This is a genomic window from Methanobrevibacter sp. TMH8, from assembly GCF_020148105.1.
Lineage (GTDB): Archaea > Methanobacteriota > Methanobacteria > Methanobacteriales > Methanobacteriaceae > Methanobinarius.
The window spans coordinates 20,132-41,955 of sequence record NZ_JAHLZE010000038.1; the positions used below are offsets into that span (position 1 = coordinate 20,132).

Below are 21,824 nucleotides of genomic sequence, written 5' to 3' on the forward strand. Positions count from 1 at the left end.
GTTAATTTTCACTAAATGTAATAAACTTGTCTGCTTTATCTGATAAAACATCACAAGCTTTTAATAAAACCTCTTCAGGAGGCATTGATCCGTCAGTTTCAATTCTAAATATGAAATTATTTGGCTCAAATCCTATATTGATATAATCATTTTCATCTGCTCTCACACAGCTTTTACACATAGAACAGTCTTCAATATTTTGAACTTTTAATTTTTTAGATCGTTTGTCAGATTTCAATATATTTCTTGGACAAACTTCTGCTAAATCATAATTAACTTCTGCATCTTCATTAAAAGTAATTTCAGGATATTGTTTATAAGCACAAACAGTAGTAGGCATCCATTTGGCATGATCTTTACCTAAACCGATTTTTGCTACTGCTTCTAATTCCACATTTTCGTCTTCTTTGAGTTTTAAGAGCGGTATTGTGTCATATACAGGTTTTATTGTTGAGTCAGTTGAAACTAAATCCTTAGAATAAATAACAGCAGGACCAGTTTTATTTAAAGTAAAAGAAACACTGCATTTAGGACAATATTCCTCACAATCACATTCATCAGCTATTTCCATTCCTTCAATAGCATCTAAATTTGAAATTAAAGGAGTTAATCCTAATCTGTGAGCTAATACCTCATTAAACATTGCTGAATCATTTTGAACAATGTTAACATCTTCAATAGCTATTTTAGGAACTTCCATCATAGCAATTCTACGAATAGCATTGACAAAAGGTACTTCTGCATCACGAACTATGAAAACAATTTCATTTTCATCTTTACTTTTGACTTCAATCTCCATAATATACCCTTCTTAAACTCTTCTTCCTCTTTTACCACCAGGTCGTCCAGTACCATCGTGAGGAATTGGAGTAATATCTTCAATTTTACCAATTCTTATACCTGCCCTAGCTAAAGCACGAATAGTAGCTTGTGCACCAGGACCTGGACTTCTTGGACCATTTCCACCAGGAGCTCTTACTTTAATATGTAAACCAACAAATCCTTTTTCTTTAGCATCATCAGCTGCACGAGTAGCTGCTTCCATAGCTGCAAAAGGAGACGCTTCTTGTCTATCTGCACGTACAACTTTTCCACCAGACCATTGGCAAATGGTTTCAGCTCCAGTGATATCTGTTACAGTGATGATAGTATTATTGAATGATGAGTAAATATTAGCTATTCCCCATTTTTCATCTTTCGCCATTATTTCACCATTTATTAATTATTTTCTGGATTTTTCACATTTTCTGTGTTTTCAGAATTTTCAGGATTCTCAGAATTATTTGCAGGTTTTTCAACATTACCTACATTTCCAGGAGCTCCTTGTTTTCCAGCATTATACTCTTGAATTTGTTTAGCTATTGCAGGAGAATAGTAATCAATAAGATCTTCTTCTCCTCTTTTAACTACATAGCTTGGAGAATCAACCTTTTTACCATTCATAGATATATGTCCATGTACAACGAACATTCTTGCTTCTTTAGCTGTTCGAGAAAGACCTTTTTGATGAACCATAGTTTGTAATCTTCTTCTTAAAACATTTTCAACAGTTAAGTTAAGAATATCTTCTAATTGAGCGTTTTCTGCAAGAATCCCTTGTCTTGTTAAATGCCCAATTAATTCATTTCTCTCTTCCTCTACTTGGTCTTGTGAGAAACCTAATAAATATCTTGCTTCCCTACTATATTTTTTAACTAATGTATCGGCTTTCCAAATCTCTTTTTTATTTTTTAAACCGTATTTAACCATTAATTTATTTTCTGACTTGATTCTTTCAGCATTCCAAGGATGAGGTGGAGTATCATATTGTTTTCTTGCTTTTCTTGGATGACCCATTATATAATCTCCTTAAATATTATAAAATTCGATAATTAGATTAATAATCTCCACTTTAACTTTAATAAATAATCAAAATATTAAATAATGAAATTATTTAATTATTTTTTAAATTTTATATAATTTCTATAATTATATATAATTATTATATTAAAATTCATATAGTTTTTATGATTCTATATAATTGTTATATTAAAATTCATATAGTTTTTATGATTCTATATAATTGTTATATTAAAATTCATATATTTTCCATAATTATATATAGTTTTTATAGTATTTATAATAAAATAAACTAGTTAAAGTGAATATTTCAATAAATTATCCTCTTCTTCTACTTACACCAACAGATGAACCTTTTCTAAATGTAGATTTAGTTCTTTGACCTCTTACAGGGAGACCGACTTCATGTCTTCTTCCTTTATAACTTCTGGTCTTTTTCATTCTGTTTAAATCATCTCTTAAAGTCATAACAAGATCAGATTCAATTAAATGAGTAGTTTCACCAGTTGCATAGTCACGTTGTCTATTTAACATCCATACAGGAATGTTATACTTTTGAGGATCTTCTAAAGCTTCTTCAATCTTTATAACATCTTCATCTGAGATATATCCGATTTTTTGGTTTAAATCAAAGCCCATAGCTAAACCAAGAGACCTTGATAAGGATAATCCTACACCTTTGATATCGGTTAAAGCATGTTCGATAGTTTTATTACCATCTACATCCTTTCTGGAAATACGCACCAAGTGCTTAAAATCGTCTTCCATTAAATAACCTCCGATTAGTAGAGCGAATCCATGAGACGTAAAATCTGGATTCGAATGTTTTGAACAACAATATAATTTCATATTATTTCAAAACACAGTTTTCAACAATTTAATCTTAGTTAATATTAAAAAAAATATTATAAATATTTCTATAAATTCTAAGAGTACAAATATCAGTTATATATAATTAAAGATTAAAATTTATTGCCTAAATAAAGCATAAGTGCATAAATAAAGCAAAAATATAACACTATAATTATATCATATACTAATAAACGCCGAGACTGGGATTTGAACCCAGGAGGGGAGATCCCCACAAGATTTCCAGTCTTGCGCCTTACCAGGCTAGACTATCTCGGCAAAGACAATATAGCTAATGAAACATAGTTTTCACAAGAAGAAATATACTCCTGATAAAAAAGTTTCAAAAACATGCAAATAATTATTAATTTGAAATATAAAAGTTATTTCTTTTTATTAACAATTAAATACTCGATAAAAACTAAAATTTTCCATTTTATATTAAAAATATACTTTTTTAAAAACTATACTAATGAAAACTATACTAATGGATATAATAGTCACCTATAGAGTATAACACAATATTTTAACTTTAATACATTTAAACTTTACGGTTAATAAATCTACTTAAATTATTGAAAAAATATAAAAATAAAGGAATTAAAATAAAAATAAATTCTTTGAAAAAGATATTAGGAGAAATAAAATTATTTCCACATCATTGGATAGATTCCAGTCCCCATAAAAACTTTTTTTGTATCAAAGACAATTCCTGAAGAAGAAGTCAAAATTTCTTCAGCATTTAAAAGAGCTTGTGCAGAAGCTACTAACTCACCTTTGAGAGTAAATATGACTACAGTATCTCCTTTTTTTACATCTTCAGATAAAGATAAAACTCCACCAACTGCTAAATCAGCACCATGACAAATTGCATCAACAGCAGAATCTCTTATAAATACTTTGGGTAAATGTTCAGTAGCTGATTCCATTGGTAAAATACATTTTCTAAGATATGATTCATCATTTTCTTTATCCCAATAGTAAAATGCATCGGTTAAATCTTGTAAAGTTATAAGATTATTATCTTCTGTAAATGATCCTACTTGAGTTCTTCTTAATTCACTCATATGTGCACCAGTTCCTAAAGCTTCACCAATGTCATGACAATAAGTCCTTACATATGTTCCAGCTTCACATCCTATTTTAAAGAGTACATCTCTTCCATCAATTTCAAGAATATTTGTATAATAAATTGTTCTAACACGTAATTCCCTTTTGACAGCAGATTTTACAGGAGGAGTTTGATATATTTTCCCTTGAAATTCATCAAAAATTGATCTAATATTTTCCTCAGAAACATCTTTATGAAAAGTTAATAAACAAACATATTCTTTTGGAGCAGCTAAAAGAAGTTGGATAACTCTTGTTGCAGAGTCTATACCAATAGGCAAAACACCTGTAACTTTTGGATCAAGAGTTCCACCATGACCAGTTTTTTCAACATTGAGAATCCTTTTAACCCATGAATCAATTTCATGTGATGTAGGCCCAGATGGTTTGTCTAAATTAATAACTCCTTTAGAAATATGTTCTTCAATAGATCTATCTTTAGGTTTTGAACCATATTTAGGATCTGTATTTCCTTCTGATTTTATTAATAATTTTTTCATATAAATTTTCTCCAAAATAAGATAAATCATTGATTATATTAATAGATTATAATGATATAATTTTAATATCATTACTAATAAATTTTTTCATATACTAATAAGTATCTAATAATAATAAATTATCTATAATAATAAAGTATCTAATATAAATTATCTAATAAAGTAAATTATCTATAATAATAAAGTATCTAATATAAATTATCTAATAAAAAAAATATAATGAATATATAGAATTAAAAAATTAAAAATTAAAAGAATAAAATTAAAAGAATAAAAATAGTAAAAATAGTGAAAATGGTAACTATTTGATTATAAAGATTCTAAATCTTTTTTAATAGCTTCAATGTCACCAGAAACATCTAAAGTTTCTTCAAGGGGTTCTAAATGATTGATATTACATCTTCTATTTTTAACAGATCCTCCAACAACTTCTACAAAGTTTTCATCGATTAATTCAACAATTACACATTTTTCTCCAGCTTCTCTACCAGCTGTTTTAACACATACTCTTCCTACTTCTATGGATGCCATTTATATCACCTTTAATGTTGTTAATATGATTTTTGAAATACTAACAGGATCGAATCTTTTAGTATTCAAAATTAAATCATAGATATCAAGATTATTAATATCTATATTATGAATATCTAAATATCTTAAAGCTTCACTTTCTTCACGGATTCTTATTTCTTCTTCAGCTTGTTCCATTGATTTAGATTCACGATTACAAACACGCTCAGCCCTAATATATAGGGGAGCAAGTAACCAAATTCGAAGATCCGCATCAACAAAGTGAGCAGAAAGTCTCCCTTCTAAAATAAGATTTTCAGATTTTTTAGCTATTTCAACTTGTCTTTTATCAAGTTCTATATCGATAGCAGTATTATCTTCAGCAAATTTACTGAATTCAAGAAGAGACATCCCTTTTTCTTTTGCCATATCTCGAAAGATATTTCCCGCAGAAACAAAAGGAATATCAAGTTTTTTTGACAATACATCAGCTGCAGTAGTGGTTCCACTACCTGCTAAGCCACCGACTGTTATAATCATTATGACCTTGCCTCTGATTTGAAATGATCACGGAGACATTTGGAACATAAATATCCTCCAAACGGCCGATTAGGTCTTTTTTTAGATTTTGATAATTTTCCTAACTCATAAGGTCTTCCTCTTGGAACACCATGTAAAGTTGCACCACATTCAGCACATACATGCTTACTTGGTTTCTTCTTTTTATACCTTAAGACATTTTGTCCACCAGGTGTTCTTTTATTGATTCTTTTATATGATCTAGATCTATATCTTAATTCAGGCATTTTTTCACCTAATTTTAAATTTAACTTTTTAAATAAATTTAGCTTTCAATAGTTTAGCTTTAAATTATAGCTATTTTAATTAAATATACTTTTAAATATAATTTATATATTTATTCTATTCGTATATTATCTGATTCAATATATATTTGATTTAATATTTAATAATTCATGATCTATTGTAATTTAGCGAGATTTGATCATGAGAGGTTGTAAAATTAATAATTTACTCAATTATTAAAAAAAGGTTATTGATAAATAATTACCTTATAAATAATGTAATTAATGAATAAATTAAAAATCATGAGAATAATATGACTTAATCTAGATTTTAAATACTAAAATCCAGATTTAAAGCCCATAAATTTTCTAAGAATTTGTGTCATAGCAAATGTACACATTATGTACCAACCTAACCATCCTGCAACAAATGGTATATAATTTGCTCCTCCATAGAACATGCCATAAAGGGATTGCCAAAGAGGAACCAACAGTACATAATAAGCAAACTGTGGAAGATGAACAAGTACTCCATTAATAGGGTTAGTTGGTTGAGCCATCCACCAAAACATTAACATTATTGGAACTAAGGTTACAATTAATGGCTTGAAAGAATTTTTCATCATATCACTTTGTTTAGCCATAACATCTTTTTGCATAGCTTGAGCTTTTGCTAATGCTTTAGCATCCCCACTCATTTGAGCTTCTTTCATTTTTTCTTGGAACTGCTTCATTTCATTTCTTGAAGCTTCCATTTCGTCTTGATCAACTAATAATTTATTTGCTAATGTAGTTACAAAAGCAATAATAGTTGATATTAAGAAAATTGTGAGCATAGGATTATGAGGCATAGGATCCAAAGCAATTATTGGACCGAAAATCGAATTTAATCCATTGAAAATTATTTCTAAAACCATTTTATTCCTCGTTTAAACTATATTTCATATATTATAATTAATTATATACTATATATATTATACTGGTTTAATTAATAATATTAATTTTTAACATCTTATTCATTTTATATATATTTTATAATTATTTTTATAATTATCTTTAAATTATTTTTATACTTATAACATGACTTATTGGAAAGTTTCTACCATCTGATTAACAATATCATCCAATTGACCATCATGATTTTCTAATATTTTGACAGTAGCACCAGTAAGAGTTGCATATGCCATTGAAGCTGCTCTATTCATCTCTTGATGTAACTGAATATCTTCATACATTTCCATATCTCTAGCTCTGGTCTCATCAGAAAGTCTTCTAAGCATAATTTCATCAGGATTAGCTTCAATTAAAACAAAAGTATCGGGTTTTAATTCTTCAAGAACCCATTGTGGAAGCCCTGGTAAAAAACCAGATGGAGTAGCTATTGTACAATGAGTATCAACAATAATATTCTTATCTTTAGAGCTTTCCTTTATTTTAGCTGCAGCATCTTTTTGTATTTCTTTTTGAATTTGTGGAGATAATTTTCTAAGTTCATCTCTATTACTTACAATACCTTTGTCTATAGCTATTTCAGTCATGACATCCCCATAATTTAAATGGACATAATCAATTCTTTCTAATGTTTGATTTAAGACAGTAGTACTTCCAGAACCTGGAATTCCAGTCAATACTATTAATTTCAAATGAATCGCCTCAATATTAATTATTAATTTATTATTAATTATTATTAAATAAATGATGAATTAAATAAATTATGATTAATTAAAATGATGATTAAATAAATTATAATTAATTAAATCATTAATTATATTAATTTAATTAATCTATTTTTAATTATCTCCTAAAAACTTCCTAAGCATAGGATGCATATCCATAAGTTGTTCTTGAGCTATTTCTTCATATAACTTATAGACAATACCAACAGTAAGTAAAACACCAGTACCTCCACCAACAGCTTGAGTTAAATCTGCTCCAAATGCAAGTAAACCTACAAATGCACCTCCAAGTACAGTTAGTGCAGGAATATATTTTCTCATTATTTTATATAATTGTCTCTTACTGCTCCTAAACCCTGGAATTTGAATTCCTGAATTATATAATTGTTTTGATACTTCTTTTGCATTCAATCCACTCATTTCTACCCATAACCATGAGAAAAGGATACAAAATCCTACAAAGAAAATACCATAAATTAAAACTTTAAGAGGATCGGTGAATAATACTCCTAAACTTGAAGGAGTCGTTAAATAATATGCCAAACCATCTATAGGTTTACTATTTGCAACATGACCTAAAATTGGGAATCCTGCTTTTTGGAATACACTTGCCATTAATGAAACATTAACAAGAAGTGCACTAGTTAAAATAACTGGCATATTACTTGCATAAATGAATTTTAAAGGATATTTAGCTACTGAACCTCTAATTCTACCATGTCCTTTAACTTGTCCATGAGATATTGGTATTTCTACCCTCATACTTTCTCCATAAACAGCAACTAAGAAAACACCAATAGTAGCAAATAATGGAATCAATATAGTCGGATCTGGTGAACCTGCGATTAAAGATTGTATAAACTTAGGAATCATACCTGGCATTACACCTGGACTTGCTGCAGTTGGTAAGAAGTTGAATGTTCCCACAATAATTGATTGAGATACGCCAGCAGCAATAAATAAGCCTATACCACTTCCAAAACCCCATTTTGAAACAACTTCATCAAGGAACAATATTAAAATAGCACCAATAATCAGTTGAACCATTAAAAGCCATAAAAGGGAAGGATCAGTCGGAATCAAACTTCCAGTATAAACAAGAACTCCTGCTTCAAATACTGTGAAGACAATAGCTAATATTTTCTGAGTACCTTGGAACATTGCTTTATCTTCATGTTTAGAAAGATCTAATTTCAAAATTTTAGCTCCAACCAAAAGTTGCAATACAATAGATGAAGTAACAATTGGACCAATTCCTAAAGTAAGGATTGAACCAAAGCTACCAGCCATGACTGCTCTCATTTGAGCAAATTGATCTACAGCTAAAGGACTTAATCCATACAATGGTATTTGAGTCAGGAAGAAATATAATACCAACACAATAGCTGTCCATTTTAATTTCTCTTTAAAATCTTGCCTATGAATCGGTGACTTCACCTGAGGCAAAATAGAAAACAATGGTTTTAAATAATCTAAAATCATTTTATTCCTCAGTACTTAGTAAACATATATAAATTGTAAATTTGATTTACTACTTAATTAATTGATTATTATAATTTGATATATTAAATTTAACTTATTATAACATAAAAAATATTATAATATTTTATAATGTAATATTCATTTATTTATAATTTTCATATTTTAATTATCTTATAGTTTAATTATTTCTAATTTAATTTTTTATAGTTTATCAATATTATAATATAGAATTAATAATATAGAATAAAAAATATAATTATAAAAACTATAATTTTATAGCTTCTCCACCAGCTTCTTGTATTTTATCTTCTGCAGAAGCAGAAAACATTGGAGATTTAATTTTTAATGGTTTTAAAATTTTACCTTTACCTAAAACTTTATCATAACCTAAGTCAGTTACATCGATAATAATAGAATCTCCTTCTTTTGTAGCTATTCCTTTAGCTAACAAATTTTCTGAGTTATCATCTAAATAACCTATATTAACAGGGTTAGATTTTTTTAGCATTTTTTGAGGTCTTTTAAATCCATATTTTCCAAAATGCTTTGGATCATTTTTAACAGTCCATGTCCAGTGGTGTTTGCCTAATCCAGCTTTACCTTTTCCACCTTTGTGACCTGCACCTCTCCTTTTTTTGGTACATCCACCACCAATAGACCTAGAACCTCTCATTTTATTAATTTTACGAGTTTTTCTAATCATAATAACACCTACATATATCAATAGACTAATATCTAGCACATTCTTTTGACTAGATCTTCAATAGATTCTCCTCTGTAACCTAAAGATCCTCCTTCTCTGATTGAACGCCTAATACTTTCATAACCTTTTCTTGGAGGATGTAGTCTAAATACTGGTTTCATATCAATGTCAGTTGCTTTAATATCACCATTAATCAAAGCTTCAGATAAATCATCAATAGAAGAATAATCAGTTTTTTCAGCTAAAACTTCATCAGTAACTTTTAAGCCACCAATAAATTCTCCTCTTTTAGATATAATATCAGATAAAGTTTCAGAAGTAATTTCTCCCCAAGTAATGTAATCTTTAGATTTTTGAAGCATTCCTTCAAAACTTGGATTTTCTTCTACTAAAACTCCATGATTGATTCTATTTAATCTTAACATATCTAAAGTATCAGCAATATCTCTTTTGACACCAGTTGTACCTCTAACTCTTACAACAAAAAACATAAAATCACCTAATAAATTTAAACATAATAGCTTAGAATATTAAATATTAATATTTAATATAATATTATATTTAATAACTTAGCTAGAGCATACACCCATATTTTTAAGATCTTTTTCACTTGCTTTAACTTTACTTAGCTGTTTCAAAGCTTCAAAAGTAGCATTTGCAAAGTTAACAGTAGTTTGGGTTTGACCACTTGTCTGAGACCATACATCAGCAATTCCTGCAAGTTTCATTACAGTTTTACCAACATCTCCAACAGCTAATCCAACACCAGCAGGAGCTGGCATTAAAGTAACACTTACACTTCCAGTCTTACCTTCTACTTTGAAAGGAACCGTATGTTCTCTTCCACATACACAACCCCAATCTCCACAGCCTCTTCTTACTTTGATAATATTATATTTAGCATTATCAACAGCTTTTCTGATAGCTGGACCAACTTCACGAGCTTTACCTTGACCTAAGCCAACGTAACCATTTTTATTGCCTACTGCAACAATTACTCTGAAGTTAACTTTTCTTCCGGATTTATGCATCCTTTGAACTAAGTTTACATCCATTACTTCTTCTTCTAAATCAGGAACTAAAGCATCAACGATTTCTAATTCCATAATTGGGAGACCTTTTTCAAATATTTCATCTATGTCAGTAATGGTACCTTCTTTGACCATTCTACCAACTTTTGTTTTAGGTTCCCAGTCTTCCATATTAAAACTCATAGTACCACTCAAGCATTTTCAATTTTATTTTTAATATCTTCAAAATGATTAGGTAAATCTACAGGTTGAAGTCCTCTTTCTATATATTTAGAAAATTGTTTTTTAACTTCATCATCATCTAAAGATTTAGCATATTCTGCTATATGTTCACCAGTTATTCTATCTTCTTCAGGTACAATAGTTTCACCGAAAGGAACATCTAATCCTGCATCATTAGCTCCTTTAACAGCTGCAAATATTTTAGAACCTTTAATAGATGGTTTTAAACCAATGTCTAAAACTGCAGTTGTTACACCTTTATTTAAAGCTTTTTTACCACATAGGTAAGCTGTTAAATAAGCTGCACTTGTGTTACTGGTTCCACCTAACCAACCCATTTTTTGTAATTCATTACTATGTGCAGATACAATGGTTTCATCACCATTTTCTCCAACATCAATTATTTGAGCTGTGACATTAGCATTTGAAACTCTAACTACTAATCTAGACTTATCTAAATCTACTAATTTCATTCTAGCAGCATAGTTAGTTTTCCCTTCTCTTCTTCTTCTAAATGCCACTTTATATTTAGATCCTTGTGCCAAATTCATTCCTCCTTATTTAATCAAATCATGATCCCTGGCATAGGTTTTCATATAAGATTTACTTCTAAAGGCTCCACCTTTAGCCATTCTATATAATTTACGATAAGTAGTAGGATCAATCTCTTCTGCTTCACGCATAGATTTGAGATCTTTTCTTAAAGCTCTTATGGTAGTCATCCAAGCTTGTTTTTTAGGAGTTCTTGCATATTTAGCTCCTTTTATACTACCTCTACCTTTTCTTTTTCCTTTTTTCTTTTGTTCAGCCAATTTTTTTGATCTGTAGCTACTAATACCTTTTTTAGGTTTAGCTTTTATAGCTTTTTGATCTATTAGCTGCTTAACACCTTCTCTTGTAATAGCTCTTGATACTTCTTCAGTTTGTTCAGGATCAATCCATACTCTATTAATCCCAACTTTAAGTATACTTGCAGCTAATCTCTTTTGAGTGGTAAGATTCATAATAAACCTCCATTTAGCTTTTAACCAAATACAAAAAACATTAAATGTTTTCTCTATTAAAGCTCCCTTAATTTTTAAGTTATATAATATAAACCAAATACAAAAATCATTATATTTTTCTTATAATCTAAGTCCCTATAATTTAAGATTCTCATAATTTAAGTCTCTTATAATTTGAGATTCTCATATTTAATAAAATTTAAGTTTCATATAATATGAATTTCTTATAATTCAAGTATTTAGTTATTAAATAAATTTATTTAAATTATTTATTTTTAAATTATTTATTTAAAATTTTAATTCCTAATTCAGATGCTTTATCCAACATCATTTCTTTTTTCTTTTTACCGATAGTAGCACTTATTCTACCAGCTTCAGTAACAGGGTCTAAATTTTCTAATTCAGACATATTTTTAACAAGAACATCTTTAAATCCAGATGGGTGAAGGCCTCTTTCAGTTTTTGGAGAACCATAACCAATAGATGGCATTGCAGGCTTTCCTGCTTCATACCTTCTCATTTTACTGGTTTTTCCTCTTGGACGTCTCCATTTTATCCCAAGCTTTTTATATCTGGCATATTCTTGTCTTTTGAATTTTTTCTTCATTGAATCACCAATAAATTATAATTTATAAATCATAAATATATAATAAATATATAATATTCCACATAAAAGTAGAAAATGATTTAAGCTTTATCTATAAGATATATTCCATCTTGGAATACTCTTGGATCTCTTCCTTTAATTTTAGTAGCTTGTTCTAAGTTAGCCATAGTTTGACCAACATCTTCTTTGTTAATACCAGTAATAGTGACTTCATCACCTTTTACATTAACTTTAGCACTACCAACAATCTTAGCAACTCGAGGATGTCTTTCACCAAGGAAATTGTCAATATTAACTTTATCTCCAGCGACTTTAACAGTCATTGGAAAGTGAGCAAAGACAATTTTCATATGATATGTGAAACCATCTGTAACTCCAGTAATCATATTATTAATATGAGCACGAGTTGTTCCAATCATAGATTTATCTTTCTTTTTAGGAAAAGAAGTTTCTAAAATTATTTTATTATCTTCTTTTTTCATAGATATATTAGGATATGTAAATTTTCTGGACACTTCACCTTGAGGTCCTTTAATAGTTACATCATCGCCAAGGGTAATATCTACACTTTCAGGAATTTCTATTTCTTCGGTAATATTAGCAACTAGAACCATTTTATCACCTAATACATATAAGCCAACAAACGACCGCCAATACCTTTTTCTTTAGCTTCCTTGTGGGTCATAATACCCTCAGGAGTGGTTACGATCAAAATTCCGAAATTTTTTGCTGGTAAGTATCTTTTTTCAAATTTCTCAAATTCATCTTTTTTTACAGCATGACGAGGCTTTATAACACCACATTGATTGATATTACCTTCAAGTTCTACTTCGAACTTTCCTGCCTTATTGTCATCTATATATTCAAATTCACCAATATAATTCTCTTTTTGCATAGTGCTTAAAACTTGCCCAATTAATTTAGAGGCAGGAGAAATAGAACAAGATTCATTAACCTGAAGTTCATTATTTCTTATATTAGTTAAAGCATCTGCGAGAGGATCCATAAGAGTCATAATAAACACCTCTAATTATATTTTTTAAATCCAATTTTAGGAGCAACTTCCCTAAAACATTGCCTGCATAACATGAGCCCATAACGACTGACCATAGCAGAATGATCTCCGCAACGACTACATTTTTTTGCTGCTTTTCCGTATTTTCTTGGCAACATATCACCTTAATTATTATTTATAGTAATTGATATTTTTTGATTTTGATAATTATTTTTTAATTATTTCAAAATTCAATTTTATAATCAATTTACTCTTCTTCACCAATCTTTACTTGGAAGTTTTCTTCCATGTATTTCATAGTTTCTTCTTTTTTAACCATGTGTCTTTTAGGAATTTTCCTTTTTTGAATCTTTCTTCTTTTTATCCTATAACCAGGTTTTTCAAAAGTAACAGAAATATTCATTCCAAATATACCAATATCTGGATCATAACGAATTCCAGGTATATCGATATGTTCTGCTATACCAAAAGAAACATTCCCTTGATCATCAAATTGTTGTTCTCCAAGGCGATTACCAATTCCATCTAAAATCATTTTAATAGCATTATCAGCCTTTTCACCACGTAAAGTTACTTTACAAGCGATAGGTTGGTGCTTTCTAATTCCAAATTCAGGATTTGTAACCTTAGAAAAAGTTTTAACAGGTTCTTGTCCAAATAGAGTAGTTAAAAGATTCATAGCACGAGATAATCTTTCACCAGATTCTCCAACACCAATATTTAAAGTAGCTTTAGCAATGCCAACTTCTTCCATAGGATTCATCATTTACCTCCAGGAAGTGAAATCTCAGGTTTGTCTTTTCCAATAACAAACGCATAATCTTTTAATGTAAGGAAATTTTCCTTTTTATTATTTTCAACAACAACAGTATTAGGATTGGATGATTTATTAATATTGATTTCATTGATTATACCAATTTCACCAATATGTTTACCACCAGTAATAAGAACTAATGCTCCTTCTTCAAATTTGAAATTATCAGTAATTTCTTGATCAGGAACTTTTAAACTAACTACATCCCCAGCAGAAAAAGATTCTTCAACAATAACATTTCTACCATCATGAAGGTTCAATTGAGTTTTACCTTCTTTAATAGTGGTTTTATTTGTTATTTTACATAATTTAAATCCTTCATTTTCTTTTGAAATTGGATGAAGAGTTAATCTACCTTTTAAATCTGGAAGAACCCTATAAACTTCTTCAGATGATGGAATTTGAACTACATCCATAAAACCAACTGGATATTTGTAATCTTTTCTAGCCCTACCATCAACTAATACTTTTCCAGTATTAATAATTCTTTTAGCTTCTCTTGAGTTATCAGCTAGCCCTAATATATCCCTAATTACAACGAGTAAAGATAATGAATCTTCAATAGAATGAGGTCCCGCTGCGGGTTTGACAGTCCAAACATTTTCTTTTGGACTTATAGGCCAATTTCTAGGAGCTTTATACCTTTTAAGATGCTTTCTTGATCCCATTTTTGCCATTTTATTCCTTCCTCTCAATAATTCTGCTTCTTCTTTCGTCTTTTAAGTCCGCATCAACAATCATTAAATTGGATGGGTGAATTGGGAAAAATACTGAGTTTCCATCAGGTTTACTCAATGTAGCTCCTTCAACAGTAATTTTATAGTTTCTGGCATCTATGCCTTCAACTTTTCCTTCATGCCCTTTAAATTCACCACGCATGATCTGTACAGTGTCACCAACCTTTACAGGTAAAGATCTTCTTTCATAATCTTCTTTTAAATCCCTGCTTAAAGTGACACTCATAATATTACGGCGAGCGTGTAAAGGTGCATTATAAAGAGCTTTTCTTTGCTTTCTTGGTTGTTTTGACATTTTTTCACCTTAATTAATTAATAACCAATGTAATCAAATCAAAATGCTTGCAGCACTTCCTACACTAGGCCATCTGTCTGCTGCTTCTTTAGCAACTGGACCTCTTACTTCAGATCCTTTCAAAACTCCTTCAGGAGTAATAATAACAGCAGCATTATCTTCAAATTTCACACGAAGACCATCAGCACGACGATATTCTTTTTTCTGTCTTACGACAACAGCATTAACAATTTCTCGACGCATATCTGCAGTTCCTTTTTTTACAGAAGCAACTACAAGATCACCGACTCCAGCAACATCAAGTCTCCTACGCACTCCTTTATATCCTTTAACAGATATAATTTCAATTTCACGTGCACCAGTATTATCTACACATTGGAGACGAGCTCCAATAGGTAAAGATTTAGATACATTAGATGTGAGAGTCTTCATTTAGCTATCTCCTTTTACTTCTACTAAAACAAAATGTTTAGTTTTACTTAAAGGCCTACATTCTGCAATTTTAACTGAATCTCCAACTTTTACATTGAAACAATCAGGTTTGTGAACATTAATTTTTGATTTTCTCTTTTCATATCTCTCATACTTTCGTATGAATTTGTAGAAACTACGTTCTACTGTGATTGTCCTTTCTGCCTTATCACTAACCACAACCGCTTCAAGGATTTGACCTCTAACTGGCAAGGTTCCGTGAAAAGGACAGTTATCATCATCACATTCAGTTTCTACTTGTTGAACATTAAGACCAACCATTTTATCACCAATATAATTTTTATAACCGTTTTTAAATAATTATAATCTTCAATTATAATTTTTTATATTTCTTTTTTATTCTATCTTCAGGACGACTAACCAAAATTTTCCCTTCAATCTCAACCCATTCTCCATTTGGAAGAAATAGATGAAAAACTGAAATATCTTTTGGAATAATTTTTATTCCATTTTCAGTTTCTATTGAGATAGTTTTTTTAGTTTCATCTATGATATTCCCACTAATTCCAATTAAAAATTTATTAGAACTATTAACAACTTCTGAATATAATCCTATTAATTCATGATAGAAAACATTCTTTGAAGTTATCATATTATCTAATAAACGAATCGTGAGTTAATTGACAATGTATATTTTAAAATATCTTTAAATGTATATGCAATTATTTATTGATATTAATTGAAGAAAGACTAGTTTCTTCTTTTTCTATTGAATTTTTTATCAGAATCTCTGATTTCAATAGTATCTGAAGAAAAGCCCATATCAGATAAAACTTCTTTAACTTTTCTTTTATGATCTCCTTGAAGTTCTATTTGACCTTTCTTAGCTGTCCCCCCACAAGCACATTTAGCTTTTAATTCTTTGGTAAGCTCTTTTATATCAATATCATGTTCATCGATACCTTCTACAATTGTCATAAGTTTTCCGAATCTTCTCCTAACTGTATATACTTTAACAGTTTGAACTTCTCTTGCAATTTCTTCACAAACACAAAGTTCTTCCGGAAGACCGCATACATCACAGATTTTCATTTAGTTCTCCTTCTGTTTTTGGTTCATAATTGTAAGAACACGAGCAATAGTCCTTTTAAGTTCTCGGATTTTTCCAGGATTCTCATTAACTCCAGCAGCAGAACTTTTAGAAATATTTTTAGCTAATTCTGCTTTGAGTTCATTTAATTTTTCCTGAATGTCCTCAATTTCCATTTCCCAAATTTCTTTACTTCTTAAAATTGCCATTTATTTCAACTCTTATAAATAAATATTAATTTAAAAAGGATTTAAATTAATCATCCTCTTTATCTGAAGTTTCTTCAGGAACTTTTTCAGATGAATCCGTTTCATCTTCAACTTCTTCAATATCTTCAGCTATTTCAGATTCTTCAATATCTTCAGATTCTTCAGTATCATTAGCTTCAATATCTTCAGCATCTTCAAGTTCTTCGAGCTCTTCAAGTTCTACTTCTTCTTCTACAATTTCAGAATCATTATCTTCAACTATAGTAATTTCTTCCTCAACTTTTACTGCCTCTTCAGTTTCTTCAACAGCTTCAATTGTTGGAGGGAGAATGTCAACTTTATCTGGTAAAACAGCCTCAGGAGGCATTATTCTAACAAAAATTCCTAAAACACCAGGTTTTAGTTGTACAGTTGCAAAACCTTCTTTTACAAACCTTGTTGATGGTTCACCACATTTTTTAATGTATCCTTCAACAAATTTTGCAACAGCAGATCTTGAACCTCTAATTTTACCAGAGATAGTTACTTCTACACCTTGAGCACCAGCACCCATAATTCTACGAATAGTTGAATAAGCTACTCTTCTAAAGTGCATACCTCTTTGTAACATTGATGCAATTTTATAAGCCATAATTTTTGGATTAAGTTCTGGTACATCAACTTCTTTAACTTCAACTTGAGGATTATCAAGATCAAAATCATTTTTAAGTGTTTGAGTAATAGCCCTTACAGTTTTTCCACCTCTACCAATAACCATTCCTGGTCTTTCAGCATATACAACTACCATTGTACCGAGAGGAGTAACTTGAACATCCATTCCACCATAACCTGCTCTTTCAAGCTCGGTTTCTAAATATTCATCAATTTTGGTCCTTTTGAGACCTTCAGTGACAAAATCTTTTTCAATCATTAATTTAAGCCTCCCCTAAAACGATTTGTATATGGGTTGTTGGTGTGTTAAACGGAGTAACTCTTCCAAATGCTCTTGGAATTCCTCCTTTAATAACAAAACCTTTGTGGCTAGAACTGTGAATAATTTTTAAATTTTCTGTATCTAAACCTTTATATTCAGCATTAGCTTCAGCATTTTCTATAATTTTTAAAATTTCTGAAGCTGCTTTAACTGGATATCTTCCACTAGGCCAACCTTGTAATCCTTTTCTGTGTCCTACTTTTTTATTATGTCTTTTAAAAGGAACAGCTTTTTTCATTTCGATTACTTCATTTAAGTAATTTTTTGCTTTTTCAACATTCATTCCTCTAATTGCTCTACATATCTCAACAGAATGCTTTGGAGAAATTTTAAGAGTTTTACCCATAGCACGAGCTGTTTTAGAGGTATCTTCATCATTATAAGCATAATTAATATCAGCCATACAATAATCTCCTTATTTTACTCTATATATTATACCCTATTAATCAATCTTCTCCGCAACTCTATTTAAGAGGCACGAACATAGATGATCTGGTAGCTCCCATACCTGGGTCTCCATGTTGAACTCTTTGTCGGGTTGGTGCAAATTCACCAAAGTAGCAACCAATCATTTCTGGTGTAAATTCTACTTCAACAAACTCTTTACCATTATAAATTCCAAAAATAGTACCAACCATTTCAGGTAATACTATCATGTCCCTACAATGAGTCTTAATAACTAAAGGTTTTCCACCTTTTTGTTCTTGCTTTTTCAACTTTCTAAATTTATCCAGCACAATTTGTTGTCTTGGTAAAAATCCTCTTTTCAAGGATCTTCTTTGTCTTGCTGGTAAAATTTCCATTAAATCCTCTAAAGACATAGCTTGTAAGTCTTCTAGAGTGTAACCTTGATATTTAAATATTTTTCTTGCCAAACAGTCACAACCTTAAATTTATCTTCTCTTACCTGTTCTTTTAGCTGCAATTGAACCAACTTTTCTTCCTGGAGGCGCATGTCTTGAAATTGTAGTAGGTCGTCCTGGATGTTGTCTGTTTCCTCCCCCATGAGGGTGATCTACAGCATTCATAGCTACTCCTCTAACAGTCATAGATTTCTTACCTTTAGCTTTATAGGCATGCCATCTTTTACCTGCTTTAAGGAATGGTTTGTCCTTTCTTCCCCCACCAGCTACAACGCCGATAGTAGCCCTACATGATGGGTTAAATGATTTTAACTCTCCTGACGGGAGTTCAATAACTGCTTTATCTGCATCATGTGTAATTAAAGAAGCATAAGTTCCAGAAGATCTTACAAATTTTCCACCATCTCCTGGTCTATTTTCAATGTCATAAATAGGAGTTCCTTCAGGGATTTCAGCTAAAGGTAATGAATTACCAAAACTAATTGAAGCTGAAACACCACATTCAATATCATCATCAATTTGAATGCTTTCAGGAGCTAGTATAAATTTCTTTTCACCATTTTCAAACTTAACTTGAGCAATAGGTGCGGATCTTCCTGGGTCATGAACTATATCTATGACTTTACCTTTCAAACTGCCTTCTTTTTCGATTTTATCATAAGTTCTGTATTGAATCTTATCTTTAAAACGATGAGAAGCACTACGATAAGCAGGAGTTCCTCTTCCTCTTCTTTGGTGTATTAATCGTTTTCCCATTTTTTATTCTCCTTATGTTAAGTTTAATTAGAATACTCCCATTTTAACAGCTATATCTTCAGCAGCATTCTCTTCTATAAGAGAGATATATGCTAATTTTAATCCATTTGAACTGATGTGAGTATTTACTTTTTTAACTTTTTCATCAAATAAATGTTCAAAAGCATTTTTGATAGCTGTTTTATTACTTTCTCTCAAAACAACAAATGTGAGTTCATTTTTTTGATCGATTAAATTCATAGTTTTTTCAGTAACATGAGGTCTAACAATAACTGAGTACGGATCCATATTATCCACCTTCTTAACTATTCCAATTTTTTAAATTCTAATGAATATCTAGTTTTAAATTCTACCTTAGAGTTTTTCTACTTTAAAATTTATCTAGAACTTATAGAATTTATTGGAATAATCCTCCTAACTTTTCAATAGCGGATTTAGTAAATACAGTTAATCTACCAGGATGAGTACCTGGAGCTAATAATTCCGCATTTAAATTTTCAACAGTTACAACATCAACACCAGCATGGTTTCTTGCACCTAAACTAATGCCTTTATCATCAGCTACAACTATTAGAGGACCTTTAGCTTTTTTGTATTTTCTACCTCTAAGTTTACCTTTACCAGCTCGAATCTTTGTATTTTTCTTTGCTCTAGTAATATCATCAAAAATTCCTAAATTTTTAAAAATTTCTCTAGTTTCTTTAGTTTTCTTAATTGATTCAAGATCATCATCAACAATTAAAGGTAATTGAGGAATATCTTGCACTTTGTGGCCTCTTTCTTCTACAAGATTTGAATTTGAAGTTGCTGCAACAGCAGACCTAATAGCAAATCTTCTTTCTTTAACATTTATCTTTTCATGATAAACTTTTTGAGGTCTTGGAGGGTGTGCTCTTCTTCCACCAATAGCTTGTGGAATGAATGCTGCTCTGGAACCATTTTTAACTCTCGGTACCATAGCTGCACCTCTACCTGAACCCCAGGATTCTGCAGAAGTTCTTTTACCTGCCATAGGGTCAGATCCCCATGGTTGTACTCTAGCTGTTTGTGAAGATATAACTGCTCTTTTTATGAGATCAGGTCTAAATTCTTCATTAAAAATAGCTGGAAGTTCGATTTCTTCTTTGACTTCTCCTTCCATTGTATAAACGTTAACTTTCATAAATAAACACCTTAATAAACATCTATATAAAAAAAATAATTAAACACCTTGTTTAGACTTTGTGCTTATGTAGTTTATTTGAGGTGCATCATTGGACTTACCTTTTGCCCTCATAGCTTTCCTAAGAATAACTAATCTCTTACTTGGACCAGGTAAGGATCCTTTAACTAAAACATAGTCGTTTTTAACTAAACCATATTTTATAAATCCTCCTTCTGGATTGACTGCATCTACATCAGTCGCATCTCCAATTTTCAAGATTTTTTTATTGTATTCTGTTCTCTTATGATAACCCATTTGTCCTGCTTGAGGAACAGTCCACATAGTTCTTGATGGAGTCCATGGCCCCATTGAACCGATATGTCTCTTTTTACTACTTCTAGCAGCTTTACCATACTGTATCCTAATACCCCATCTTTTAACAGGTCCTTGGAATCCTTTTCCTTTAGTAGTAGCAATAGAATCAACATACTGACCATCACTAAATATGTCAGTAGCTTTAACTTCATTGCCCAGTAATTCAAGAGCCGCGTTTAATTTCTCTTCTGCAGTTTTTCCTCCGATACCACATTCAAATATTTCCGGCTTTTTCTTAGGAACAGATGTTGCTTTAGGGTTTGTGTGAACTAAGACTTTAATGTCTTCAGTTTCTTCTAAAGCTTCCTGAATCTTTGCAATAGCTTCAGATTGATTGTATTCTTTTGGAAGTGAAATCTTCCTAGAAAGTTCTTTATCTAAATTATCTGCAAGAACTTCAGTAATAACTTTTAATCCATAAGTAGTTTTTTCATATGCCCGCACTCCCATTACTACAACAGGGGGTACTTCCAATACAGTTACAGGTGTGAATACTTCCATACCACTGGTTGGAGAATTTTTATCATTGTCCACCATCATGGCATGAGTCATACCAACTTTGTATCCAGCAAGCCCTAATAATTTTGGCTCATCTTCTTGAGGCCAAGATTTAACTCTTGGTGTCTCTTTAGCAGCTCTTTTTCTAGGACTGAATGCAACTGATCCACTCCTTGGCTGGTGATGTCTAACCATTTATTTAACCTCCTTTTTTTACATCTTTTTGTATTAATCGATATTAATCGACTATATTTTCGAATATATTTCCTTAATTAATTAGAATTGAT

35 protein-coding genes and 1 tRNA gene are annotated in these 21,824 nt (G+C 30.5%); all 36 read right to left on the reverse strand.

Going from position 1 to position 21,824, the window contains the following annotated elements:
- Window position 1: 1 nt before the first annotated feature.
- The 36 genes from KQY27_RS08450 to rpl3p all read right to left on the reverse strand — a co-directional run bounded on the left by KQY27_RS08450 (window position 2) and on the right by rpl3p (window position 21,732).
- Window positions 2–799: a DNA-directed RNA polymerase subunit D gene (locus tag KQY27_RS08450; protein WP_224426145.1), complete on the reverse strand. Its 798-nt coding sequence runs from the start codon at window positions 797–799 to the stop codon at window positions 2–4.
- A 12-nt stretch (window positions 800–811) separates the two neighbouring features.
- Window positions 812–1,204 (reverse strand): 30S ribosomal protein S11, encoded by a 393-nt coding sequence (locus KQY27_RS08455; protein WP_224426146.1) that lies wholly within the window; start codon window positions 1,202–1,204, stop codon window positions 812–814.
- Window positions 1,205–1,218: 14 nt separating this feature from the next.
- A complete protein-coding gene (locus KQY27_RS08460; RefSeq protein ID WP_224426147.1) occupies window positions 1,219–1,836 on the reverse strand; it encodes a 30S ribosomal protein S4 in 618 nt (205 codons plus the stop codon).
- 321 nt (window positions 1,837–2,157) lie between these two features.
- Window positions 2,158–2,607 (reverse strand): 30S ribosomal protein S13, encoded by a 450-nt coding sequence (locus KQY27_RS08465; RefSeq protein WP_224426280.1) that lies wholly within the window; start codon window positions 2,605–2,607, stop codon window positions 2,158–2,160.
- A gap of 276 nt (window positions 2,608–2,883) precedes the next feature.
- Window positions 2,884–2,967, reverse strand: a tRNA-Ser gene (locus KQY27_RS08470).
- Window positions 2,968–3,335: 368 nt separating this feature from the next.
- Entirely contained in the window at window positions 3,336–4,298 is a 963-nt protein-coding gene (locus KQY27_RS08475) for an RNA-guided pseudouridylation complex pseudouridine synthase subunit Cbf5 (RefSeq protein WP_224426148.1), read from the reverse strand.
- A 309-nt stretch (window positions 4,299–4,607) separates the two neighbouring features.
- Entirely contained in the window at window positions 4,608–4,829 is a 222-nt protein-coding gene (locus tag KQY27_RS08480; protein WP_224426149.1) for a 50S ribosomal protein L14e, read from the reverse strand.
- Entirely contained in the window at window positions 4,830–5,348 is a 519-nt protein-coding gene (gene cmk, locus KQY27_RS08485; protein WP_224426150.1) for a (d)CMP kinase, read from the reverse strand.
- Window positions 5,348–5,614, reverse strand: a complete 267-nt coding sequence (locus KQY27_RS08490; RefSeq protein WP_224426151.1) for a 50S ribosomal protein L34e — start codon at window positions 5,612–5,614, stop codon at window positions 5,348–5,350. Before KQY27_RS08490 ends, cmk begins: the two co-directional genes overlap by 1 nt.
- A gap of 335 nt (window positions 5,615–5,949) precedes the next feature.
- On the reverse strand, window positions 5,950–6,528 hold the full coding sequence (locus tag KQY27_RS08495) for an EMC3/TMCO1 family protein (RefSeq protein WP_224426152.1): 579 nt from the start codon (window positions 6,526–6,528) through the stop codon (window positions 5,950–5,952).
- 168 nt (window positions 6,529–6,696) lie between these two features.
- Window positions 6,697–7,254: an adenylate kinase gene (locus tag KQY27_RS08500; protein ID WP_224426153.1), complete on the reverse strand. Its 558-nt coding sequence runs from the start codon at window positions 7,252–7,254 to the stop codon at window positions 6,697–6,699.
- Between the two features lie 147 nt (window positions 7,255–7,401).
- The gene (gene secY, locus KQY27_RS08505) at window positions 7,402–8,769 is read right to left on the reverse strand and encodes a preprotein translocase subunit SecY (protein WP_224426154.1); all 1,368 of its coding nucleotides are present in this window, start codon (window positions 8,767–8,769) and stop codon (window positions 7,402–7,404) included.
- A gap of 265 nt (window positions 8,770–9,034) precedes the next feature.
- Window positions 9,035–9,472 carry an uL15 family ribosomal protein gene (locus KQY27_RS08510; protein WP_224426155.1) on the reverse strand — a complete coding sequence of 146 codons (438 nt, stop codon included), beginning with the start codon at window positions 9,470–9,472 and terminating at the stop codon, window positions 9,035–9,037.
- 32 nt (window positions 9,473–9,504) lie between these two features.
- Window positions 9,505–9,963 (reverse strand): 50S ribosomal protein L30, encoded by a 459-nt coding sequence (gene rpmD, locus KQY27_RS08515; protein WP_224426156.1) that lies wholly within the window; start codon window positions 9,961–9,963, stop codon window positions 9,505–9,507.
- Between the two features lie 78 nt (window positions 9,964–10,041).
- The gene (gene rpsE, locus KQY27_RS08520) at window positions 10,042–10,686 is read right to left on the reverse strand and encodes a 30S ribosomal protein S5 (protein WP_224426157.1); all 645 of its coding nucleotides are present in this window, start codon (window positions 10,684–10,686) and stop codon (window positions 10,042–10,044) included.
- 8 nt (window positions 10,687–10,694) lie between these two features.
- Entirely contained in the window at window positions 10,695–11,270 is a 576-nt protein-coding gene (locus KQY27_RS08525; protein WP_224426158.1) for a 50S ribosomal protein L18, read from the reverse strand.
- Between the two features lie 12 nt (window positions 11,271–11,282).
- Window positions 11,283–11,729 carry a 50S ribosomal protein L19e gene (locus KQY27_RS08530; protein ID WP_224426159.1) on the reverse strand — a complete coding sequence of 149 codons (447 nt, stop codon included), beginning with the start codon at window positions 11,727–11,729 and terminating at the stop codon, window positions 11,283–11,285.
- A 280-nt stretch (window positions 11,730–12,009) separates the two neighbouring features.
- On the reverse strand, window positions 12,010–12,336 hold the full coding sequence (locus KQY27_RS08535; RefSeq protein ID WP_224426160.1) for a 50S ribosomal protein L32e: 327 nt from the start codon (window positions 12,334–12,336) through the stop codon (window positions 12,010–12,012).
- Window positions 12,337–12,416: 80 nt separating this feature from the next.
- The gene (locus KQY27_RS08540; RefSeq protein ID WP_224426161.1) at window positions 12,417–12,950 is read right to left on the reverse strand and encodes a 50S ribosomal protein L6; all 534 of its coding nucleotides are present in this window, start codon (window positions 12,948–12,950) and stop codon (window positions 12,417–12,419) included.
- Between the two features lie 8 nt (window positions 12,951–12,958).
- The gene (locus KQY27_RS08545; protein WP_224426162.1) at window positions 12,959–13,351 is read right to left on the reverse strand and encodes a 30S ribosomal protein S8; all 393 of its coding nucleotides are present in this window, start codon (window positions 13,349–13,351) and stop codon (window positions 12,959–12,961) included.
- Window positions 13,352–13,362: 11 nt separating this feature from the next.
- Complete coding sequence (locus tag KQY27_RS08550; RefSeq protein WP_224426163.1) at window positions 13,363–13,509, reverse strand: 30S ribosomal protein S14; 147 nt, start codon at window positions 13,507–13,509, stop codon at window positions 13,363–13,365.
- A gap of 89 nt (window positions 13,510–13,598) precedes the next feature.
- Window positions 13,599–14,114 carry a 50S ribosomal protein L5 gene (locus tag KQY27_RS08555; protein ID WP_224426164.1) on the reverse strand — a complete coding sequence of 172 codons (516 nt, stop codon included), beginning with the start codon at window positions 14,112–14,114 and terminating at the stop codon, window positions 13,599–13,601.
- Window positions 14,114–14,842 (reverse strand): 30S ribosomal protein S4e, encoded by a 729-nt coding sequence (locus KQY27_RS08560; protein ID WP_224426165.1) that lies wholly within the window; start codon window positions 14,840–14,842, stop codon window positions 14,114–14,116. The genes KQY27_RS08555 and KQY27_RS08560 overlap by 1 nt, the downstream gene beginning before the upstream one ends.
- Window position 14,843: 1 nt before the next feature.
- Window positions 14,844–15,197 (reverse strand): 50S ribosomal protein L24, encoded by a 354-nt coding sequence (gene rplX / locus KQY27_RS08565; RefSeq protein WP_224426166.1) that lies wholly within the window; start codon window positions 15,195–15,197, stop codon window positions 14,844–14,846.
- A gap of 33 nt (window positions 15,198–15,230) precedes the next feature.
- Complete coding sequence (locus KQY27_RS08570; protein ID WP_224426167.1) at window positions 15,231–15,629, reverse strand: 50S ribosomal protein L14; 399 nt, start codon at window positions 15,627–15,629, stop codon at window positions 15,231–15,233.
- Window positions 15,630–15,950, reverse strand: coding sequence for a 30S ribosomal protein S17 (locus KQY27_RS08575; protein ID WP_224426168.1), 321 nt, complete (start codon window positions 15,948–15,950; stop codon window positions 15,630–15,632).
- A 52-nt stretch (window positions 15,951–16,002) separates the two neighbouring features.
- The gene (locus KQY27_RS08580; RefSeq protein WP_224426169.1) at window positions 16,003–16,281 is read right to left on the reverse strand and encodes a ribonuclease P protein component 1; all 279 of its coding nucleotides are present in this window, start codon (window positions 16,279–16,281) and stop codon (window positions 16,003–16,005) included.
- A gap of 98 nt (window positions 16,282–16,379) precedes the next feature.
- On the reverse strand, window positions 16,380–16,721 hold the full coding sequence (gene yciH, locus KQY27_RS08585) for a stress response translation initiation inhibitor YciH (protein WP_224426170.1): 342 nt from the start codon (window positions 16,719–16,721) through the stop codon (window positions 16,380–16,382).
- Window positions 16,722–16,928 (reverse strand): 50S ribosomal protein L29, encoded by a 207-nt coding sequence (rpmC, locus tag KQY27_RS08590; protein WP_224426171.1) that lies wholly within the window; start codon window positions 16,926–16,928, stop codon window positions 16,722–16,724.
- A 46-nt stretch (window positions 16,929–16,974) separates the two neighbouring features.
- Entirely contained in the window at window positions 16,975–17,838 is an 864-nt protein-coding gene (locus KQY27_RS08595) for a 30S ribosomal protein S3 (RefSeq protein WP_224426172.1), read from the reverse strand.
- Window positions 17,839–17,842: 4 nt separating this feature from the next.
- Complete coding sequence (rplV, locus tag KQY27_RS08600; protein WP_224426173.1) at window positions 17,843–18,304, reverse strand: 50S ribosomal protein L22; 462 nt, start codon at window positions 18,302–18,304, stop codon at window positions 17,843–17,845.
- 61 nt (window positions 18,305–18,365) lie between these two features.
- Window positions 18,366–18,776, reverse strand: coding sequence for a 30S ribosomal protein S19 (gene rpsS / locus KQY27_RS08605; RefSeq protein ID WP_224426174.1), 411 nt, complete (start codon window positions 18,774–18,776; stop codon window positions 18,366–18,368).
- Between the two features lie 18 nt (window positions 18,777–18,794).
- On the reverse strand, window positions 18,795–19,520 hold the full coding sequence (locus tag KQY27_RS08610) for a 50S ribosomal protein L2 (protein ID WP_224426175.1): 726 nt from the start codon (window positions 19,518–19,520) through the stop codon (window positions 18,795–18,797).
- 27 nt (window positions 19,521–19,547) lie between these two features.
- Entirely contained in the window at window positions 19,548–19,808 is a 261-nt protein-coding gene (locus KQY27_RS08615) for a 50S ribosomal protein L23 (RefSeq protein ID WP_224426176.1), read from the reverse strand.
- Between the two features lie 109 nt (window positions 19,809–19,917).
- Complete coding sequence (gene rpl4p, locus KQY27_RS08620; protein ID WP_224426177.1) at window positions 19,918–20,682, reverse strand: 50S ribosomal protein L4; 765 nt, start codon at window positions 20,680–20,682, stop codon at window positions 19,918–19,920.
- Between the two features lie 39 nt (window positions 20,683–20,721).
- A complete protein-coding gene (gene rpl3p, locus KQY27_RS08625; protein WP_224426178.1) occupies window positions 20,722–21,732 on the reverse strand; it encodes a 50S ribosomal protein L3 in 1,011 nt (336 codons plus the stop codon).
- Window positions 21,733–21,824: the final 92 nt, after the last annotated feature.

Bases quoted from the DNA above. Each gene is read 5' to 3' on its own strand.
- KQY27_RS08450 (WP_224426145.1), bottom strand. From the start codon at position 799: ATGGAGATTGAAGTCAAAAGTAAAGATGAAAATGAAATTGTTTTCATA.
- KQY27_RS08455 (WP_224426146.1), bottom strand. From the start codon at position 1,204: ATGGCGAAAGATGAAAAATGGGGAATAGCTAATATTTACTCATCATTC.
- KQY27_RS08460 (WP_224426147.1), bottom strand. From the start codon at position 1,836: ATGGGTCATCCAAGAAAAGCAAGAAAACAATATGATACTCCACCTCAT.
- KQY27_RS08465 (WP_224426280.1), bottom strand. From the start codon at position 2,607: ATGGAAGACGATTTTAAGCACTTGGTGCGTATTTCCAGAAAGGATGTA.
- KQY27_RS08475 (WP_224426148.1), bottom strand. From the start codon at position 4,298: ATGAAAAAATTATTAATAAAATCAGAAGGAAATACAGATCCTAAATAT.
- KQY27_RS08480 (WP_224426149.1), bottom strand. From the start codon at position 4,829: ATGGCATCCATAGAAGTAGGAAGAGTATGTGTTAAAACAGCTGGTAGA.
- cmk (WP_224426150.1), bottom strand. From the start codon at position 5,348: ATGATTATAACAGTCGGTGGCTTAGCAGGTAGTGGAACCACTACTGCA.
- KQY27_RS08490 (WP_224426151.1), bottom strand. From the start codon at position 5,614: ATGCCTGAATTAAGATATAGATCTAGATCATATAAAAGAATCAATAAA.
- KQY27_RS08495 (WP_224426152.1), bottom strand. From the start codon at position 6,528: ATGGTTTTAGAAATAATTTTCAATGGATTAAATTCGATTTTCGGTCCA.
- secY (WP_224426154.1), bottom strand. From the start codon at position 8,769: ATGATTTTAGATTATTTAAAACCATTGTTTTCTATTTTGCCTCAGGTG.
- KQY27_RS08510 (WP_224426155.1), bottom strand. From the start codon at position 9,472: ATGATTAGAAAAACTCGTAAAATTAATAAAATGAGAGGTTCTAGGTCT.
- rpmD (WP_224426156.1), bottom strand. From the start codon at position 9,963: ATGTTTTTTGTTGTAAGAGTTAGAGGTACAACTGGTGTCAAAAGAGAT.
- rpsE (WP_224426157.1), bottom strand. From the start codon at position 10,686: ATGAGTTTTAATATGGAAGACTGGGAACCTAAAACAAAAGTTGGTAGA.
- KQY27_RS08530 (WP_224426159.1), bottom strand. From the start codon at position 11,729: ATGAATCTTACCACTCAAAAGAGATTAGCTGCAAGTATACTTAAAGTT.
- KQY27_RS08535 (WP_224426160.1), bottom strand. From the start codon at position 12,336: ATGAAGAAAAAATTCAAAAGACAAGAATATGCCAGATATAAAAAGCTT.
- KQY27_RS08540 (WP_224426161.1), bottom strand. From the start codon at position 12,950: ATGGTTCTAGTTGCTAATATTACCGAAGAAATAGAAATTCCTGAAAGT.
- KQY27_RS08545 (WP_224426162.1), bottom strand. From the start codon at position 13,351: ATGACTCTTATGGATCCTCTCGCAGATGCTTTAACTAATATAAGAAAT.
- KQY27_RS08550 (WP_224426163.1), bottom strand. From the start codon at position 13,509: ATGTTGCCAAGAAAATACGGAAAAGCAGCAAAAAAATGTAGTCGTTGC.
- KQY27_RS08555 (WP_224426164.1), bottom strand. From the start codon at position 14,114: ATGAATCCTATGGAAGAAGTTGGCATTGCTAAAGCTACTTTAAATATT.
- KQY27_RS08560 (WP_224426165.1), bottom strand. From the start codon at position 14,842: ATGGCAAAAATGGGATCAAGAAAGCATCTTAAAAGGTATAAAGCTCCT.
- rplX (WP_224426166.1), bottom strand. From the start codon at position 15,197: ATGTCAAAACAACCAAGAAAGCAAAGAAAAGCTCTTTATAATGCACCT.
- KQY27_RS08570 (WP_224426167.1), bottom strand. From the start codon at position 15,629: ATGAAGACTCTCACATCTAATGTATCTAAATCTTTACCTATTGGAGCT.
- KQY27_RS08575 (WP_224426168.1), bottom strand. From the start codon at position 15,950: ATGGTTGGTCTTAATGTTCAACAAGTAGAAACTGAATGTGATGATGAT.
- KQY27_RS08580 (WP_224426169.1), bottom strand. From the start codon at position 16,281: ATGATAACTTCAAAGAATGTTTTCTATCATGAATTAATAGGATTATAT.
- yciH (WP_224426170.1), bottom strand. From the start codon at position 16,721: ATGAAAATCTGTGATGTATGCGGTCTTCCGGAAGAACTTTGTGTTTGT.
- rpmC (WP_224426171.1), bottom strand. From the start codon at position 16,928: ATGGCAATTTTAAGAAGTAAAGAAATTTGGGAAATGGAAATTGAGGAC.
- KQY27_RS08595 (WP_224426172.1), bottom strand. From the start codon at position 17,838: ATGATTGAAAAAGATTTTGTCACTGAAGGTCTCAAAAGGACCAAAATT.
- rplV (WP_224426173.1), bottom strand. From the start codon at position 18,304: ATGGCTGATATTAATTATGCTTATAATGATGAAGATACCTCTAAAACA.
- KQY27_RS08610 (WP_224426175.1), bottom strand. From the start codon at position 19,520: ATGGGAAAACGATTAATACACCAAAGAAGAGGAAGAGGAACTCCTGCT.
- KQY27_RS08615 (WP_224426176.1), bottom strand. From the start codon at position 19,808: ATGGATCCGTACTCAGTTATTGTTAGACCTCATGTTACTGAAAAAACT.
- rpl4p (WP_224426177.1), bottom strand. From the start codon at position 20,682: ATGAAAGTTAACGTTTATACAATGGAAGGAGAAGTCAAAGAAGAAATC.
- rpl3p (WP_224426178.1), bottom strand. From the start codon at position 21,732: ATGGTTAGACATCACCAGCCAAGGAGTGGATCAGTTGCATTCAGTCCT.